The 15,932-nt window shown below is 64.4% G+C and carries 18 protein-coding genes; 8 read left to right on the forward strand and 10 right to left on the reverse strand.

The annotated features are described in order from the left end of the window. Nucleotide 1: 1 nt before the first annotated feature. On the reverse strand, nt 2-526 hold the full coding sequence (locus ACZ0BA_RS00640; RefSeq protein ID WP_463449451.1) for a gamma carbonic anhydrase family protein: 525 nt from the start codon (nt 524-526) through the stop codon (nt 2-4). A 163-nt stretch (nt 527-689) separates the two neighbouring features. Here ACZ0BA_RS00640 and ACZ0BA_RS00645 point away from each other — a divergent pair, with 163 nt between their 5' ends. The 8 genes from ACZ0BA_RS00645 to bamC all read left to right on the forward strand — a co-directional run bounded on the left by ACZ0BA_RS00645 (nt 690) and on the right by bamC (nt 7,859). Continuing rightward, nucleotides 690-1,574: an alpha/beta fold hydrolase gene (locus ACZ0BA_RS00645; protein ID WP_463449452.1), complete on the forward strand. Its 885-nt coding sequence runs from the start codon at nt 690-692 to the stop codon at nt 1,572-1,574. Between the two features lie 73 nt (nt 1,575-1,647). Further along, nucleotides 1,648-2,481, forward strand: a complete 834-nt coding sequence (locus ACZ0BA_RS00650; RefSeq protein ID WP_463449453.1) for a 3',5'-nucleoside bisphosphate phosphatase — start codon at nt 1,648-1,650, stop codon at nt 2,479-2,481. Between the two features lie 134 nt (nt 2,482-2,615). Next, nucleotides 2,616-3,491: a protease HtpX gene (htpX, locus tag ACZ0BA_RS00655; RefSeq protein WP_463449454.1), complete on the forward strand. Its 876-nt coding sequence runs from the start codon at nt 2,616-2,618 to the stop codon at nt 3,489-3,491. A gap of 73 nt (nt 3,492-3,564) precedes the next feature. After that, nucleotides 3,565-4,188: an L-threonylcarbamoyladenylate synthase gene (locus ACZ0BA_RS00660; RefSeq protein WP_463449455.1), complete on the forward strand. Its 624-nt coding sequence runs from the start codon at nt 3,565-3,567 to the stop codon at nt 4,186-4,188. A gap of 80 nt (nt 4,189-4,268) precedes the next feature. Then, nucleotides 4,269-4,946, forward strand: coding sequence for a site-2 protease family protein (locus ACZ0BA_RS00665; RefSeq protein WP_463454684.1), 678 nt, complete (start codon nt 4,269-4,271; stop codon nt 4,944-4,946). A gap of 92 nt (nt 4,947-5,038) precedes the next feature. Beyond that, complete coding sequence (locus tag ACZ0BA_RS00670; protein WP_463449456.1) at nt 5,039-5,587, forward strand: class I SAM-dependent methyltransferase; 549 nt, start codon at nt 5,039-5,041, stop codon at nt 5,585-5,587. Nucleotides 5,588-5,671: 84 nt separating this feature from the next. Then, on the forward strand, nt 5,672-6,547 hold the full coding sequence (dapA, locus tag ACZ0BA_RS00675) for a 4-hydroxy-tetrahydrodipicolinate synthase (protein WP_463449457.1): 876 nt from the start codon (nt 5,672-5,674) through the stop codon (nt 6,545-6,547). Between the two features lie 121 nt (nt 6,548-6,668). After that, complete coding sequence (gene bamC / locus ACZ0BA_RS00680; RefSeq protein ID WP_463449458.1) at nt 6,669-7,859, forward strand: outer membrane protein assembly factor BamC; 1,191 nt, start codon at nt 6,669-6,671, stop codon at nt 7,857-7,859. A gap of 194 nt (nt 7,860-8,053) precedes the next feature. Here bamC and ACZ0BA_RS00685 read toward each other — a convergent pair whose 3' ends face one another. The 9 genes from ACZ0BA_RS00685 to ACZ0BA_RS00725 form a co-directional block, all read right to left on the reverse strand. Then, on the reverse strand, nt 8,054-8,302 hold the full coding sequence (locus tag ACZ0BA_RS00685) for a hypothetical protein (RefSeq protein ID WP_315219227.1): 249 nt from the start codon (nt 8,300-8,302) through the stop codon (nt 8,054-8,056). A gap of 291 nt (nt 8,303-8,593) precedes the next feature. Continuing rightward, on the reverse strand, nt 8,594-9,070 hold the full coding sequence (locus tag ACZ0BA_RS00690) for a DUF7931 domain-containing protein (protein ID WP_463449459.1): 477 nt from the start codon (nt 9,068-9,070) through the stop codon (nt 8,594-8,596). Between the two features lie 19 nt (nt 9,071-9,089). Beyond that, complete coding sequence (locus ACZ0BA_RS00695) at nt 9,090-10,211, reverse strand: JmjC domain-containing protein (RefSeq protein ID WP_463449460.1); 1,122 nt, start codon at nt 10,209-10,211, stop codon at nt 9,090-9,092. Between the two features lie 93 nt (nt 10,212-10,304). Beyond that, a complete protein-coding gene (locus ACZ0BA_RS00700; protein ID WP_463449461.1) occupies nt 10,305-11,063 on the reverse strand; it encodes an ABC transporter permease in 759 nt (252 codons plus the stop codon). Between the two features lie 3 nt (nt 11,064-11,066). Beyond that, nucleotides 11,067-12,299 (reverse strand): ABC transporter substrate-binding protein, encoded by a 1,233-nt coding sequence (locus tag ACZ0BA_RS00705; RefSeq protein ID WP_463449462.1) that lies wholly within the window; start codon nt 12,297-12,299, stop codon nt 11,067-11,069. A gap of 28 nt (nt 12,300-12,327) precedes the next feature. Beyond that, a complete protein-coding gene (locus ACZ0BA_RS00710) occupies nt 12,328-13,152 on the reverse strand; it encodes an ABC transporter ATP-binding protein (protein ID WP_463449463.1) in 825 nt (274 codons plus the stop codon). Next, the gene (locus ACZ0BA_RS00715) at nt 13,149-14,219 is read right to left on the reverse strand and encodes an acyl-CoA dehydrogenase family protein (protein ID WP_463449464.1); all 1,071 of its coding nucleotides are present in this window, start codon (nt 14,217-14,219) and stop codon (nt 13,149-13,151) included. Before ACZ0BA_RS00715 ends, ACZ0BA_RS00710 begins: the two co-directional genes overlap by 4 nt. Nucleotides 14,220-14,221: 2 nt before the next feature. Beyond that, nucleotides 14,222-14,776 carry a carboxymuconolactone decarboxylase family protein gene (locus tag ACZ0BA_RS00720; protein ID WP_463449465.1) on the reverse strand — a complete coding sequence of 185 codons (555 nt, stop codon included), beginning with the start codon at nt 14,774-14,776 and terminating at the stop codon, nt 14,222-14,224. Between the two features lie 93 nt (nt 14,777-14,869). Continuing rightward, nucleotides 14,870-15,808, reverse strand: a complete 939-nt coding sequence (locus tag ACZ0BA_RS00725) for an AraC family transcriptional regulator (RefSeq protein ID WP_463449466.1) — start codon at nt 15,806-15,808, stop codon at nt 14,870-14,872. Nucleotides 15,809-15,932: the final 124 nt, after the last annotated feature.

Genomic DNA, 15,932 nt, shown 5'->3' on the forward strand with positions numbered 1-15,932 from the left:
TTTATCCAATCTTTTTGAGTTGCGTCTTGAACAGCTGGCCGCGTTGCACATAGCTGTCGGCGCTGGCGAGCAGGCGCGCGGTGTCCTCGGCGGTCAGGGTGCGCACGGCCTTGGCCGGCGAGCCGATGATCAGCGAGTTGTCCGGGAATTCCTTGCCCTCGGTGACCAGCGCGCCGGCCCCGACCAGACAACCGGCGCCGATCTTGGCGCCATTCAGGATCACCGCCTGGATGCCGATCAGGGCGCCGTCGCCGATGGTGCAGCCGTGCAGCATGGCCTGGTGGCCGATGGTCACGTTCTTGCCCACGTTCAGCGGGTAGCCCATGTCCGTGTGCATCACAGCGCCTTCCTGGACGTTGCTGTTCTCGCCGATGGTGATGCGTTCGTTATCGCCGCGCAAGGTCGCGCCAAACCACACCGACGTGTTGGCCTGCAGGCTGACTTTGCCCACCAGGGTCGCACTATCGGCCACAAATGACGATGCATCGATCTCTGGTGCGAATTCGCCCAGTTGATAAATAGACATTGGAAACCTTCGGTTGAATGATGGGAACGGCGGGATGGCACTATTTTACGCTTGCACAGCGAGCGAACGGTCGTGCTATTATTTTGCTTTGCGGCCAGCAATGTACCGATATTGCGCTGACTTCGCTGTTTTCAAGCTTCCGTCTTATACGAGGACCAGAACCATGACGCCGACTCCTTCCCGCTCGGAATTCCTGACCATACGCGGATTGCGTTGCCATTTGCATCACTGGGGCAGGGAAGGCGCGCCCAAGATTTTCATGCTGCACGGCTGGATGGACGTGGGCGCCTCGTTCCAGTTCGTCGTCGATGCGTTGAAGGGCGACTGGCACGTGATCGCACCGGACTGGCGCGGCTTCGGCCTGTCCGACCGCAGCGGCGACGACACCTACTGGTTCCCCGACTACCTGGCCGACCTCGACGCCATCCTGCGCCACTACTCGCCGGACAAGGCGGTCGACATCGTCGGCCACAGCATGGGCGGCAATATCCTCGGCCTGTACGCCGGCGCGCGTCCGGAGCGCATCCGCAAGCTGGTCAACCTGGAAGGCGCCGGCCTGCGCGCCGCCAAGCCTGAGCAGGCCCCGGGCCGCTACGCCAAGTGGATGGATGGTTTGCTGGAAAAGCCGGAAATGCGCGCCTACCCGTCGCAACAGGCGGTGGCCGCGCGCTTGCAGAAAACCAATCCACGTCTGAGCGACGAGCGCGCCGCGTTCCTGTCGAAACACTGGTCGGCCCAGAACGAGCAGGGCGAGTGGGAGATCCTTGGCGATCCGGTACACAAGCAGCAAGGCCCGCTGCCGTACAACGTCGACGAGGTGATGGCGTGCTGGAAAGCGATCACGGCGCCGGTGCTGTGGGTCGAGGCCGACCAGACCAATATGTGGGACTGGCTCGGTTCGAAGCCGGCCGGGCAGGTAGAACTGGAGCGCCGGCTCGGGCATTTGCGCGACGTCACCCGCAAGATGGTGCACGATGCCGGGCATATGCTGCATCACGACCAGCCGGTCGAACTGGCCGGGTACATCGAGGAATTCTTGACCAGCTGAGGCTCTGAATCGGCCGCGCCCCTCTTGCGCGCCGACCGTGCAGGGGCGCACGCATCCGGGATACAATGACAGCATGTTAAAAGTCGATCTGCACTGCCATTCCAATGTTTCCGACGGCGTTCTCGCACCCGCCGCCGTGGCCGCCCACGCGCGCAAGGCCGGCGTCGATGTCTGGGCGCTGACCGACCACGACGAAGTGGGCGGCATTCCCGCCGCCCGCGCCGCTGCGCAAGAGCAGGGAATGCAATTTGTCCCCGGCGTCGAGATTTCGATTACATGGGCGAATGAAACGGTGCACATCGTCGGCTTGCGTATCGACGAGACCAACGCCGCGCTGGTCAACGGCCTGGCGTGCACGCGCTCGGGCCGCGATAATCGCGGCCGGGAAATCGCCCGCCAGCTCGAAGCGGCCGGTATCAACGGCGCCTACGAAGGCGCGCTGACCTATGTCGGTAATCCGGACCTGATGTCGCGTACGCACTTTGCCCGCTATCTGGTGGAAATCGGCGCCTGCGCCAATATTCCGGAAGTGTTCAAGAAATACCTGTCCGAAGGCAAACCGGGCTATGTGCCGCATTGCTGGGCAAGCCTGGCTGATGCGGTCGGATGGATACGCGGGGCCGGTGGCATCGCCGTCATCGCCCACCCGGGGCGTTATCGCTTCAGCCAGCTGGCCCAGGGCCAATTGTTCGACGAGTTCAAGCAACTTGGCGGCGAGGCGATCGAGGTCGTCACCGGCAGCCACACGCCGGACCAGTATCCGGTGTACGCACAGTTGGCGAACAGTTACGGTTTTCTGGCGTCGCGCGGGACCGATTTCCATGCCCCGGGCGAATCGCGCGTCGATTTTGCGTTGCTGCCGCCATTGCCGGCCAACGTCAAACCGGTCTGGCACGACTGGTTTTAGCCGGCCATGCCGGCTGAGCCACGGTAATTCTCTCCGCTGATTACCGCCGGTAATTAATATTGCCATCTTGATTTTGCGTAAGGCCGGTCATACCTTATGATCTGGGCAAACTTGTCCGTACCGGAGAACAACCAATGAAACGCATCGTCCTGTTTATCGCCACCAACCTCGCCGTCATGCTGGTGCTGTCCATCGTGCTGTCGCTGCTGGGCATCGGCCGCCCGGGCGCCGGCGGCACGCTTGAAATGGGCAGCCTGCTGGCGTTCTCGCTGGTGGTCGGCTTCACGGGTGCGATCTTCTCGCTGCTGATCAGCAAGCCGATGGCCAAATGGTCGACCGGCGCGCGCGTGATCGAAACGCCGTCGTCGTCGACCGAGCTGTGGCTGGTCAACACCGTCAAGGCGCTGTCCGAGCGCGCCGGCATCGGCATGCCCGACGTCGCGGTCTACGACGGCGAGCCGAACGCTTTCGCCACCGGCGCGTTCAAAAACTCGGCGATGGTGGCCGTGTCGACCGGTTTGCTGGAAAACATGAACCGCGACGAGGTCGAGGCCGTGCTCGCCCACGAGGTGGCCCACATCGCCAACGGCGACATGGTCACCATGACGCTGATCCAGGGTGTGGTCAACACCTTCGTGGTGTTCCTGGCGCGCGTGGTCGGCTTCTTCGTCGACAAGGTGCTGCTCAAGAACGACCGCCAGGGCACCGGCATCGGCTACATGGCCACGGTCTTCGTTTGTGAACTGGTGTTCGGCCTGGCCGCTTCGCTGATCGTGGCCTGGTTCTCGCGCCAGCGTGAATTCCGCGCCGACGCCGGCTCGGCCAAGCTGCTCGGCAGCAGCGTGCCGATGCAGCACGCGCTGGCCCGCCTGAACGGTATGGAACCGGGCGCGTTGCCGCAATCGATCGCGGCCGCCGGCATCACCAACCGTGGCGGCTGGGGTGCGCTGTTCTCGACCCACCCGCCTTTCGAGCAGCGCATCGCCGCGCTGCGTAGCGTACAATCCTGATGTTATTAATAGCGGCCCGGGCCGACTGCGGTGATCGAAAACTTCAGCTAAATCCGGGCCCTGCCAGCCAACCATGAGTCAATTTTTCCAGGTCCATCCCGTCAACCCGCAAGCGCGTCTGATCAAGCAGGCGGCGCAGATCATCGACAGCGGCGGCATCGTCGCCGTGCCGACCGATAGCTGCTACGCGCTGGTCTGCCACCTGGACGACAAGGGCGCCGTCGAGCGGCTGCGCCGCATTCGCGGCATCGACGAGAAGCACCACCTGACCTTGCTGTGCCGCGACCTGAGCGAGATCGGCGTCTACGCGCGCGTGGACAACCGCCAGTTCCGCCTGCTCAAGACGGCCACGCCGGGCCCGTATACCTTCATCCTCGAGGCGACCAAAATCGTGCCGCGCCGGCTCAGCCATCCGTCGCGCAAGACCATCGGCCTGCGCGTGCCGGAGAACCCGATCGTGCTGGCGCTGCTGGAGCAGTTGCAGCAGCCGCTGCTGGGCACGACCCTGATCATGCCGGGCGAGCAGGACGCGCTCAACGACGCCGACACCATCTGCGAACGGCTGGGCAAGCAGATCGAGCTGGTCATCGACGGCGGCGCCTGCAGCATGGAGCCGACCACCGTGATCGACCTGACCGGACCGGACGCCGAACTGGTGCGCCAGGGCCGGGGCGACGCCGCCTTGTTCGGACTCTGATTCTCCCTTTGCGACAAGGCAAGCGCGCCGGCCTTCGACGGCGCCCAAGATCACTTAGCAGCCTCTGGTAGAATCCCTCCATCATGGATATAGATAGCATCGTCCAGACCATCACGGTCTACGCCATCCCGGTTCTTTTTGCAATTTCGCTGCACGAAGCCGCCCACGGCTATGTCGCCCGTTACTTCGGCGATTCCACCGCCGCCGATCTGGGCCGGTTGAGCATCAATCCGATGCGCCATATCGATCCGTTCGGCACGGTGCTGCTGCCGTTGATACTCAGCCTGCTGCATCTGCCCGCGCTCGGTTACGCCAAGCCGGTGCCGGTCGATTACTGCCGCCTGCGCAATCCGCGCAAGCAAATGGCGTTTGTCGCCGCCGCCGGACCCGGCGCCAACTTCCTCATGGGTCTGGCCTGGACGGTGCTGGGCGTGGTGCTGACGCTGGTGTTCCACCTGGATCGGTCCGATTTCTTCATCAAAATGGTCGAGGCAGGTATTCTGGTGAACTCCGCGATGATGGTGTTCAACCTGATTCCGTTGCCACCGCTCGATGGTGGCCGCATCGTCACCGGCATCCTGCCGCTGGCGTTGGCGCGCAAGTACGCGCAGATCGAGCGTTACGGCATCTATGTCTTCATTGCCCTGATCCTGCTGATGCAGTTCGGTTTCCTGACCGGCTTCCTCATCGGCGGCATGCAGGTGGTCGGTAGCATCTTCCACGTTCTGGTCAGCCCGCTTTTCTATCTGTTCGCCTGAGTTTTCTCCCCGTCCGGACCATCACTGGTCTGGTTTGGAAGGCTTTTTGACGCGCGACTTTGTAACCCTTCGTAAATTCCGGTAAAGACATCATGAGCGATAACATCTCTCCCTGGGTGGGGCGCTACGCCCCCCTGATCCCCGGCGGCGACGTGCTGGATCTGGCCTGCGGCAACGGTCGCCATACCCGTCATCTGGCCTCGCTCGGCCATTCGGTGGTCGCCGTCGACCGCGATCCCGACGCGCTGGCGCTGGCGGCCGGGCCGGACATCACCACCTCGGCCATCGACCTGGAAGAGCAGGGCGCCGCGTGGCCATTCGGTCCGGCACGATTTGCCGGCATCGTGGTCACAAATTACCTGCATCGTCTCCTAACCGCCGCGATGATCGCCAGCCTGGCGCCGGACGGCGTGTTGATCTACGAAACCTTCTCCGACGGCAACGCCCAGTTCGGCAAACCATCGAACCCGGACTTCCTGCTCAAGCCGGGCGAACTGCTGGATTGGGCGCGCGAGCACGGCCTGCGCGTGGTGGCTTTCGAAGATGGCGTGGTCGATGCTCCAAAAGCTGCCATGGTGCAACGAATTTGCGCGGTAAAGCCTGATTTCCCGCGCGTGGCGGCCCTGTTGCCGCCATTTTGAAACCCGATTTGTCGCCCTGAATGCACCATAACCGCGACTCATCGTCTACAATCGTCGTTTTAATACTTTATGCAGTGGTTTCCTATGATTAAGGGCAGCATAGTAGCAATCGTCACTCCGATGCACCCGGACGGCAGTCTGGACTTCGAGGGCCTGAACCGCCTGATCGACTGGCATATCGCCGAGGGCACGAACAGCATCGTCATCGCCGGCACCACCGGCGAATCGGCGACCGTCAGTGTCGAAGAACACTGCGCGCTGATCAAGGCAACCGTCGCCCACGCCAAAGGCCGCATCCCGATCATTGCCGGCGCCGGCGCCAATTCGACCGCCGAAGCGATCAAGCTGACCCGTTTTGCTAAGGAAGCGGGCGCCGACGCCACGCTGCAAGTGGTTCCCTACTACAACCGCCCGACCCAGGAAGGCATGTTCCAGCACTTCAAGGCCATTGCCGAAGCGGTGGACCTGCCAGTGATTCTGTATAACGTGCCCGGCCGCACCGTGGCCGACATGAGCAACGACACCATCCTGCGGCTGGCCGCCGTGCCCGGCATCGTCGGCGTCAAGGACGCGACCGGCAACATCGGCCGCGGCTACGACCTGCTGCGCCTGGCGCCGAAATCGTTCGCCATCTATTCCGGCGACGATCCGACCGCGATGGCGCTGATGCTGGCTGGCGGCGCCGGCAATATCTCCGTCACCGCCAACGTCATGCCACGCGCCATGGCCGGGATGTGCGCGGCCGCGATCGCCGGCGACATCCCGAAAGCGGTGGAACTGAACAATAAAATGTTCCCGCTGCACCAGAAACTGTTCATCGAGCCGAACCCGGTGCCGGTCAAGTGGGCATTGGCGGAAATGGGCAAGATGCCGGCCGGCATCCGCCTGCCGCTGGTGCCGCTGGGCGCCGACTGCCACGACGCCGTGCGCGCTGCCCTGCGAGAGGCCGGCGTACTGTAAATCCCCGGCAGGCAGGCTGGCGTCCGCGCGGTGGCACGGGTGCGGCAGCTGCCTGAGCAACAAGCCCCGACTCGATCGGATCATATTTTGCTGCACTCCAGCTTCTTATAACAGTAACGACATGACTATTCGCAAGACAGCTTCTATTTCCTCGCAGCGCGTGCTGGTACTGGGCGCATTGATGGCCAGTTTGACCGGTTGCGGCATGATCAGCTCCGTCATCGGCAACGACAAGGTGGACTACAAGTCCGCCAAGAAGGCCAGCACCCTGGACGTGCCGCCGGATCTGACGCAATTGCAGAAGGATAACCGCTACTCGCTGCCGGACTCGAACAACGGCGTCGCCACCGCTTCCGGCTATAACGCCTCGAAGGGCGCTGCCGCGGCCGCAGGCGTCGGTCCCGGCGTGGTCGTGCCGGGCCAGCCTGCCGCCGGCACCGTGGTGCCGACCAGCGTCAGCGATATCAAGGTCGAGCGCGACGGCAACCAGCGCTGGCTGGTGATCAAGCAGACGCCCGAGCAACTGTGGCCGCAGCTGAAGAAATTCTGGGAAGATTCGGGCTTCACCTTGGCGCAGGAACTGCCGACCGCCGGCATTATGGAAACCGAATGGAACGAAAACCGCGCCAAGATTCCGCAGGATTTCATCCGTAACACCATCGGCAAGGTATTCGACTCGGTCTATTCGAGCGGCGAGCGCGACAAGTTCCGCACCCGCATCGAACGCCGCGCCGACGGCGCCAGCGAGATCTACATCAGCCATCGCGGCGCCCAGGAAGTGGTCACCGGCGCCCAGAAGGAATCGACGGTATGGACGCCGCGCCCGAACGATCCGGGCCTGGAAGCAGAATTCCTGGCACGCATGATGAACAAGCTGGGCAACGGCGGCGAGGACACCTCGCCAGCCAAGACCGCTGTTGAATCGGCCATTGTCCAGCCGCAGCACGCGTCGCTGGTGGGCGCCGGCGCCGAGCGCGCCGTGCAGGTGGACGAGGGCTTCGACCGCGCCTGGCGCCGTGTCGGCCTGGCGCTGGATCGCGCCGGCTTCACCGTCGAGGACCGCGACCGTACCAGCGGCACTTACTTCGTCCGCTACATCGACGACGCTACCGAAACCAAAGGCTTCTTCAGCAAGCTGTTCAGCTGGGGCTCGTCGTCGGAAGCCGATAAGGAAGCGCAGCGCTATCGTATTTCGGTCAAGGCCGGTGCGGGTAATAGCAGCACCGTGACCGTGATGAACAATGCGGGCAAATCGGAAACCGGCCCGGTCGGCGAAAAGATCCTGACGCTGCTGCACGAGCAATTGAAATAAATGAAGGTGGGGTAGTGGCGCCGAATTGGCGTCGCCACCTGAATATCCGGGGATTATCAGGATATAAAAAAACCGGCGCCAGGCGCCGGTTTTTTTATATCGCGGCGAAATGGAGATTTTTCATTTCGCGCAAAAGCTTCAGACGAAAAAAAACCCGCCGGCGCCAAAAGAGCTGGCGGGTTCTTCCTTACTGATTACTTCGAAGCAGCAGGTGCCGAAGCAGCTGGAGCAGCAGCGTCAGCAGCAGGAGCGGCTGGAGCAGCAGCGTCAGCGGCTGGAGCGGCTGGAGCAGCAGCGTCAGCGGCTGGAGCAGCTGGAGCAGCAGCTGGAGCAGCTTCTGGAGCCACTACTGGTGCTGGGGTAACGGTGGTTTCTTCTTTTTTCGAGCAAGCGGTCAGAGCAGCAACGGCCAGCAGGGAAACGATCAGCAGGGATTTTTTCATGGATTTTCCTTAGTTAATACAAAATTGAACACAGTGTTGCGATTAATAATTACCGGTAATTATCGCTCATTAGGTCGTCTTCGAAGGCTTTTCGTACCTGACATGGTGCCTGCCAGACAACGGAAACTTCCTAACCGAATATTATAGCGATTTTTACTGCGTCGCAATAGGACAAAGAGCCGTTCTCACAACTATTTTGCGGTATCGCAACATTTCGCTTTCGACTTCAGTTTAGGGAAGCCGGTAGCGACCAGAGTTCGCTTCGAACACCGCATTCTACCCCCTAACAGCTCAGAGTCCTGTTGAGTTTGCTAACAATCCTGGCCCGGATTCGTCCCAAATTGTAAGGAAACGTTCCAAAGGGGTGTTTATATCGGCCGGGCTATCGAAAACTGCTTCACCACGGAAATGATCTGAATGATAACGCCGGACGATGTGGTGATCGTCGGCAATGCAGAACGAGTCGGTTAGTTGCCGCAGCGACTGATTAGTACGCCGAATCTCGACCGCATGGCCATAATCCTTAACCAAACGCAAGAAACGCGGCGCCTCCCGTTCCAGCAGGCGGCCATCGTGGGCCACCAGTTGCAGGCGGCCACCGCCCTTTAGAAAGCCGCGCAGCACCGCGTCGGTGGCACTACCGCCCAGGTTCCAGATGGCGAAGTCGGGATCGAATAGCCGCAGCGTGTGTTCGGCGCGGGCCAGGCAGGCGGCCGGTTGGTCGACAAACCCGCCCCTCGTCGTAAAGGGAAATACTTGCCTTTCCATCCGGCCTCCGCCAAGTTGATCAGCCCAGTTCGACCCAGCCGTCCTGGTACCACGTATACAGTGCATCCATGACATCGTCGGACGCCGTCGCCAGCTCGGCGCCGGTCAGCGCGCGGTTGTTGGCCAGCAATTCCAGCGCCACCTTGTCGGCGCGGCCGACGCCGAACGATTCGCCGTTGATGAACACGTGTTTGCCGCGATACAGCATCTGCGTCTTGCGCGACAGCGACAGGCCCTTTTTCGCGGCGGCCTCGCCGAACTTGCCAAACGTCAGCGGTTTGGCCGGCCCGGTGAAGAACACGTTGTGCTTGGGCTCGGACATGTATTCGCCCAGGAAGATCGTTACGTCCTCTTCGGTGAAGCGGACCTTGTTGATTTCCTCGGTGATCGTGTCCAGCATGTGGCGCGGGATTTCGGCCGGCTTGGCGGTCGCCTCCAGCTCCGGATCGGCGTAGCGGCCGGGCAGGTCGATCGAATCGGCCATGAATTGCAGGAACGCCTCGCCCAGCTCCTGGTATGACGGCGAGCGGAAACCGATCGAATAAGTCTGGCAATCGCCGATGGCCACGCCGTCGTGGGCGTAGTGCGGCGGCAGGTACAGCATGTCGCCCGGATTGAGGACGAACTCCTCGTTCGGCTTGAAGTTGGCCAGGATCTTGAGCGGCAGGCCGTCGACCAGGCTCAGGTCCTTTTGCGGGCCGATGCGCCAGCGGCGCTGTCCCTGCGCCTGCAGCAGGAACACGTCGTAGGAATCGAAGTGCGGGCCGACGCCGCCGCCGTCGGTGGCGAAGCTGACCATCAGGTCGTCGAGGCGGGCGTCGGGAATGAAGCGGAACTGGCGCAGCAGCGCGTCGGCCTTGGCGTCGAACAGGTTGATGCCCTGGACCAGCAAGGTCCATTCCTTTTGCGTCAGCGGCGGCAAGGTTTCGAGCGGGCCGTGCTGCATCGACCATTGGCCGTCGACAGCCGTGATCAGGCGCGATTCGGCGTGGTTGGTCGAGGCCAGTTTAGTCAGCGCATCCAGGCTCAGCAGTGGCTTGAAACCGGGGATGGCGTTACGGATCAGGAGAGGCTTTTTGTGCCAATAGTCGCGCAGAAACTGCGCCGGCGTGATGTCGCCGAGGAGCGGTAATTTTTTCATACCGCATTATAAACCCGCACCCCAATCAGATGGGTGGTGAACCCGGCGGGGTCCAACCCCGGCGATACGCGCGGTGCGGGGTGAAGCGAGCGCTCAGCGCGCGTGCAACCAACGCGCATGCAGCCACCGCGCCAGATAATCCAGCGCGAAGCCCAGCACGCCGATCAGCACGATCGCCGCCATCAACTCGTTGTAGGCCAGACGGTCGCGCGCGTCGAGGATGAAATATCCCAGCCCCGCCGACACCCCCAGCATCTCCGCCGGCACCAGCACGATCCAGATGATGCCGATCGCCAGCCGCACGCCGGTCAGGATATCGGCCGTGATCCCGGGCAGCACCACCCGCAGCACGGTCTCGGTCCGCGTGGCAGACAAACTGCGCGCCAGCAGCAGCCAGTTCGGATCGAGCCGCGCGACGCCGGTGGCGGTGTTGAGCAAAATCGGCCACACGGCGGCAAAGGCCAGCAAAAAGTACACGGGCGCGTCGCCGACGCCAAGCGTCATCACCGCCAGCGGCATCCACGACAACGGCGACACCATGCGCAGCAGCTGGAACAGCGGCATGGCCGCCGCCGCGAAGCGCCGCGAGCTGCCAACCAGGACCCCCAGCGGCACGCCGATCAGCACCGCCGCACCCAGGCCGTAGCCGACCCGGCGCAGACTCAGGCCGATGTCGCGCCAGATATCCGGACCTTGCAGCAATTGCAGCAGCGCGCGGCCGGCCTCCAGCGGCGCAAAGGACGCCGCGATCGGCGTGTCCTTTTCCAGCGCGCCCACGCCGATCTGCCAGAGCAGCAGCGCCACCGCGAAACCGAGCAGCGGCAGGCCGACGCGATTGACCACATTCGCCATTCGTCAGACCGCCAATACTTCGTTGCGCAGCAGGTTGGGCGGCAGGCCGAACGCGCCCGGACCGCCGACGGCGGCAATCGCCTTGCGCACGAAGCGGTCGTCGATCAGGTCGCGCGCGACAAACGACGGCTCCAGCTTTTGCAGGAAGCCGGTGTCGCCCTCGAGACGCGTGGTCTTGAGCGCCTTGACCATTTGCTCGGTGTACGACGCGAACGGGAAGGGCTGGAAATCGATACGGCGCTGGTTCCAGTCCTTGTGCAGGATGACGCCGCGCTTTTCGTAGTCGGCGTAGTCGGTCACGGTCAGCACCTTCGACAGCACCTGCAGCGCGTGCGGGGTGTAGCGGTGGGCGTCGCCGTTCGACAGCAGGCGCGCGGTGTCGATCTGGTTGGAGCGCGTCCATAGCTGCGCCTTGACGATGGCGTTGGTCACGCGCTGCGCCCATTCGGGACGGGCTGCGATATCGCGTTCGGACAGGAAGGTGACGCAGCACGCGTGGTTCTTCCACACGTCGCCGGAGAAGCGCAGCACCTTGCCGACGCCATTGGTTTCGGCCAGCGCGTTGAACGGCTCGGCGACGATAAAGCCGGCGATCGACTTGCTGGCCAGCGCGGAGACCATCTCCGCCGGCGCCAGCACCACCAGGTTGACTTCCTTCGGCCCGATGGCGCCTTCGCGGCCCTTGGCCACCACCGACAGGCCGGCCTTGGACAGGATTTGCTGCAGCAGGATGTTATGGATCGAGTACCAGAACGGAATCGCCACCGTGCGTCCGCCCAGATCGGCGACGCTGTTGATCTCTTTGGCCACCGTCAGCGCCGAGCCGTTGACGTGGTTCCACGCCACCACCTTGGCCGGGAACTTGGCGCCGTAGCGCACCGACATGGTGGCCGGCGACAGCAGGTGGATCACATTGACCTGGCCGGAAACGAAGGCCTCGATGATCTGCGCCCAGCTGCGGAACAGGCGCGGCGTCTCGGCCTGCAAACCCTCGGCCTCGAACAGCTTGCGGCCGTGCGCCACCAGCAGCGGCGTGGCGTCGGTGATCGGCAGGTAGCCGATCTTGACCGGCTGGTCGTCGCCTTTCGGGCCTTGCTGCGCCATGGCGTCGCCGGCGAACAGCAGCGGCGCGGCGACGCTGGCGCTGCCCAGCGCCGACACGCGCAGGAAGTCGCGGCGCGTCATGCCGCAGTCGCAATCGGAGGCGGCGCAGATGTGGTAAGGGTTTGCGGTCATGGAAGCTTTCGGATAGTTGGAATTGTTGTCAGGTAGCCGATGCCGTCGCCGGCGCGGCCGGCGCGCGCACGTCCTGCAAAGCGGCGAGGATGCGCAAGCGCAGCGCGCCGATGGCATCGGTGTCGGCCAGGCGCGGATGCGGCAGGTCGACCTGCCATTCATGCACGATGCGGCCCGGCTGGCCGCCCATCAGCACGATGCGGTCGGCCACCAGGATCGCCTCGTCGATATCGTGCGTGACCAGCAGCACGGCGCTGTGCCAGCGGTGCACCACGTCGACCAGCAAGGTTTGCATTTCGGTCCGGGTGATGGCGTCGAGCGCGGAAAATGGTTCGTCGGCGAACAGCAGCTCCGGCTGGCGCGCCAACGCACGCGCCAGCGCGACGCGCTGCGCCATGCCGCCGGACAGCGCGCTCGGATAGCGTTTTTCGCTGCCGGCCAGGCCGACCGCGTCGATCGCATCCTGCACGCGCCTGGCATGCGCTTGTTTCGAAATCTTCGGCTGGTGCGCGAAATCGAGTCCGAAGCCGACGTTGGCGGCGACGTTCAGCCATGGCAGCAGGCTCGCTTGCTGGAACACCAGCGCGCTGCGCGGACTCGGTTCGGTCAGCGCCGCGCCGAGGAAGGCGACGTTGCCGCTGGATGGCCGCTGCAGGCCCGCCAGCACGCGCAGCAAGGTCGATTTACCGCAGCCGCTGCCGCCAAGCAGGCAGACGATTTCGCGCGGACGCACCGCCAGCGTGATGTTGTCGAAGGTGGGACCGGCGCCGGGATAGGCGAAGCCCAGGCCCTCGGCTTGCAGCGCCAGTCCGGCGCCGTTGTCGGCGCGGTCGCTCACAGCGGCCTCGCTCATTTCGCCGACGCCGCGTGCTTGGCCAGCGCCGTCTGCAACTGCGTGACGCTTGGCGTGATCACCGGAATGAACGCCGATTCGCGCCAGCGCCGTGCGAAGCCGTCCTGCTCCGCCTCCAGATAGGCGTGGCCGCCCTTGGCGTGCAGTTCCAGCGTCAGCGCATGCTGCACCAGATCGGCCAGCGCGATGCGCAGCCGGAACAAGGTCGGCGCATCGGCCACGAAGCGGCCGTCGGCCACGCCTTCGAGCAGGTGCTGCGTGTGCAGCGTCAGCGCGTCGCGCGCGGCGGCGATGCGGGCGCCCAGTTCGCCGCGTCCCTTGGCGCCACTGTCGAGCGTATGCGCCGCGTGATCCAGACTCGCGCGCGCCAGGCCGATCGACATCCCGCACTGCATACCGAGGAAGGCCGGCCGCACCCGCGGCAGCCAGTTCGGCGCCTGCGACGAGATGATGTTCTCCGGCGCGACCGCCACGCCTTCGAGCCGCACGGCGGCCGTGTTACTGCCCCGCATGGCGATCAACTGCAAATTGGCGCTGCGCTGCACGCCGGCGGCGTCGCTGGCGAAGGCGACCACCGCCGGCGGCGCGCCGTTGACGGGCGCCACTGCGGCCGCCGCGACAAAGCGCTGCGGCCGCAGATTGGTGATCCACGCCAGCTTGCCGTTCAAGGTCCAGCCTTCCCCTTGCGGGCTGGCGTCGATCTGCAGCGGCTCCATCCCGGACAGGAATTTCATCGCGTTCGACAAGCCGGTGGCGCCGGCCAGGGTGCCGGCCATCAGCTCCGGCAGCAGGCGTTCGCGCAGCGCCGCGTTCGGGCTTTGCAGCAGATATTCGATGAAGCTGCGCTGGCCCCAGTAGACAAAGGCCGCCGTCAACGAATGGCGCGCAACCTCCGCGATGCCTTCGATGGCGTCGCGCACGTCGCCGCCGCTGCCGCCCAGATTCGTCGGCACGCCGGCGAGGAAGCAGCCCTGCGCCGCCAGCGCCGGCATCACCTGGTCCGCCAGGTCTTCGGATTGGTCGAGGGAGTCCGCGTGCAGCGCCAGCCAGTCGTAGAGGCCTGTCATCCTTACACCGCGCCCGGCAGATATGGCTGCAGCTGCGGATTGACCGGCGTGCCGGCCAGGCTGTTGGCGAAGTTGCACAGGGTCGCCAGGCTGATGCCGAGCACCACCTCCAGCGCCTGCTGCTGGTTGTAACCGGCGTCGATGAAGCCTTGCAGCTCCTCGTCGGTGACGGCGCCGCGCCGGGCGATGACGGCTGTGGCGAAGCGGGCCACCGCGTCCAGTTTCGCGTCGCCGGTGACCGCGCCGGTTTGCAGCGCGCGCACGGTGTCGGCGTTCTGGCCGGCCTTTTTCAGCGCGATGGCGCTGTGGCCGGCGATGCAGAAATCGCAGCCGTGGATGCGCGCGGCGGTGATTTGCACCACTTCGCGCTCGGCCAGCGTGAGGCTGGCGCGCGAGTTGATGCCGGAGACGGTCAGGTAGGTTTCCAGTGCCACCGGCGCGTTGGCCAGCACGCCGATCAGGTTGGGCAGATAGCCGTTGTTGGCGATGGCTTTTTCGACGAAGGCGCGGCTATCGGCGGGGGCGGTGTCGAGCGTGTGCAGGGTCAGACGGGACATGGCGGGCTTTCTTAAATATTGACGTCATATTATCAGGTGCGCGCACCATCTCCACCATACCCAAAAGTCGCGGTTTTTTGTTCAAACGTCTTTTTACGCGGCGCGCAGCTGGCGGCGGTAGGCGCCCGGCTGTTCGCCGACGATGCGTTTAAAGGCGCGCGTGAATGCCGCGTTGGACTGGTAGCCGACATGGCTCGCCGCCTGTTCGACCGAATCGCCGGCGTTGAGGCGCTGCGTGGCCAGCCGCATGCGCAGGTGCAGCAGGAATTGCGCCGGCGTGACGCCGCCGGCGCCGGTGAAGTGCTTGCAGAAGGCGGCGCGCGACATGTTTGCCGCAGCGGCCATGCGGGCGATGCTCCAGTCCTCGCCCGGGCTGTCGAGCATCCGTTCGAGCAGCGCCATGAACTCGCCGCGCCGGGCCAGCGCCAACAGGCCGGCGGTCAGCGCCTCGCGCTGGCTGGCGTGGCGGATCAGATAGAAGAACAGCAGTTCGACCAGGCGCGCGATCAGCGGCGACGGTCGTTCGGGATCGCCGCCGTTGCCGTTGACCGCCTCGGCCTGGATCATGTCGAACAGCGCCGCGCTGTGGCCCAGGGCGGCGTCGCCGCTGCGGCACACCAGATAGTCGGGGAAGGAGCCGATGACCATCGGACTGAGGGCGCCGCTGAAGCGGAAAAAGCCGCAGGCCAGGCCGGCGCCGGCCACGGTGGGCTGGCCGCCGTCGTCCGCCCCGCCCAGCGGCAGCATCGGCTGGCGCGAGAACGGGGCGGCGGGGTCCGGCGAAGGGCTCAAAAAGTGCGCCACGTCGCTCATCAGGAACACGCCGTCGCGCGCGTCCAGGCGCAGCGCCGGCTGGCCGTCGATGTGCAGGTAGCACGCGCCCTCCAGCACCAGATGGAAGCTGGCCATGGCGCGGCCGGCGGTCGAGGCGCGCCACGGGCCGCAGTAGCGGCCCACGTGCAGGGCGGCGGCGTCGAGCTCGATACTGCCGAGCAGCCATTGGGCGAGTTTGTCGGAGGTGGCGGGTTGCATGGACACATTGTAGGCCTTGCGCCATGCAAGCGACGGAAGCGAATCGCATATGCTTATGCGGATTGCGCATGCACGCTCCGGCGTGGCGCGGCCCGCCGGACGAATAAAGGTATAATCTGCCTGC

The organism is Duganella sp. AC917 (assembly GCF_979258245.1).

Bases quoted from the DNA above. Each gene is read 5' to 3' on its own strand.
- htpX (WP_463449454.1), top strand. From the start codon at position 2,616: ATGAAACGCATCGTCCTGTTTATCGCCACCAACCTCGCCGTCATGCTG.
- ACZ0BA_RS00700 (WP_463449461.1), bottom strand. From the start codon at position 11,063: ATGGCGAATGTGGTCAATCGCGTCGGCCTGCCGCTGCTCGGTTTCGCG.
- ACZ0BA_RS00725 (WP_463449466.1), bottom strand. From the start codon at position 15,808: ATGCAACCCGCCACCTCCGACAAACTCGCCCAATGGCTGCTCGGCAGT.
- ACZ0BA_RS00690 (WP_463449459.1), bottom strand. From the start codon at position 9,070: ATGGAAAGGCAAGTATTTCCCTTTACGACGAGGGGCGGGTTTGTCGAC.
- dapA (WP_463449457.1), top strand. From the start codon at position 5,672: ATGATTAAGGGCAGCATAGTAGCAATCGTCACTCCGATGCACCCGGAC.
- ACZ0BA_RS00715 (WP_463449464.1), bottom strand. From the start codon at position 14,219: ATGACAGGCCTCTACGACTGGCTGGCGCTGCACGCGGACTCCCTCGAC.
- ACZ0BA_RS00670 (WP_463449456.1), top strand. From the start codon at position 5,039: ATGAGCGATAACATCTCTCCCTGGGTGGGGCGCTACGCCCCCCTGATC.
- ACZ0BA_RS00710 (WP_463449463.1), bottom strand. From the start codon at position 13,152: ATGAGCGAGGCCGCTGTGAGCGACCGCGCCGACAACGGCGCCGGACTG.
- ACZ0BA_RS00640 (WP_463449451.1), bottom strand. From the start codon at position 526: ATGTCTATTTATCAACTGGGCGAATTCGCACCAGAGATCGATGCATCG.
- ACZ0BA_RS00720 (WP_463449465.1), bottom strand. From the start codon at position 14,776: ATGTCCCGTCTGACCCTGCACACGCTCGACACCGCCCCCGCCGATAGC.
- ACZ0BA_RS00695 (WP_463449460.1), bottom strand. From the start codon at position 10,211: ATGAAAAAATTACCGCTCCTCGGCGACATCACGCCGGCGCAGTTTCTG.
- ACZ0BA_RS00650 (WP_463449453.1), top strand. From the start codon at position 1,648: ATGTTAAAAGTCGATCTGCACTGCCATTCCAATGTTTCCGACGGCGTT.
- ACZ0BA_RS00645 (WP_463449452.1), top strand. From the start codon at position 690: ATGACGCCGACTCCTTCCCGCTCGGAATTCCTGACCATACGCGGATTG.
- ACZ0BA_RS00685 (WP_315219227.1), bottom strand. From the start codon at position 8,302: ATGAAAAAATCCCTGCTGATCGTTTCCCTGCTGGCCGTTGCTGCTCTG.
- ACZ0BA_RS00705 (WP_463449462.1), bottom strand. From the start codon at position 12,299: ATGACCGCAAACCCTTACCACATCTGCGCCGCCTCCGATTGCGACTGC.
- ACZ0BA_RS00660 (WP_463449455.1), top strand. From the start codon at position 3,565: ATGAGTCAATTTTTCCAGGTCCATCCCGTCAACCCGCAAGCGCGTCTG.
- bamC (WP_463449458.1), top strand. From the start codon at position 6,669: ATGACTATTCGCAAGACAGCTTCTATTTCCTCGCAGCGCGTGCTGGTA.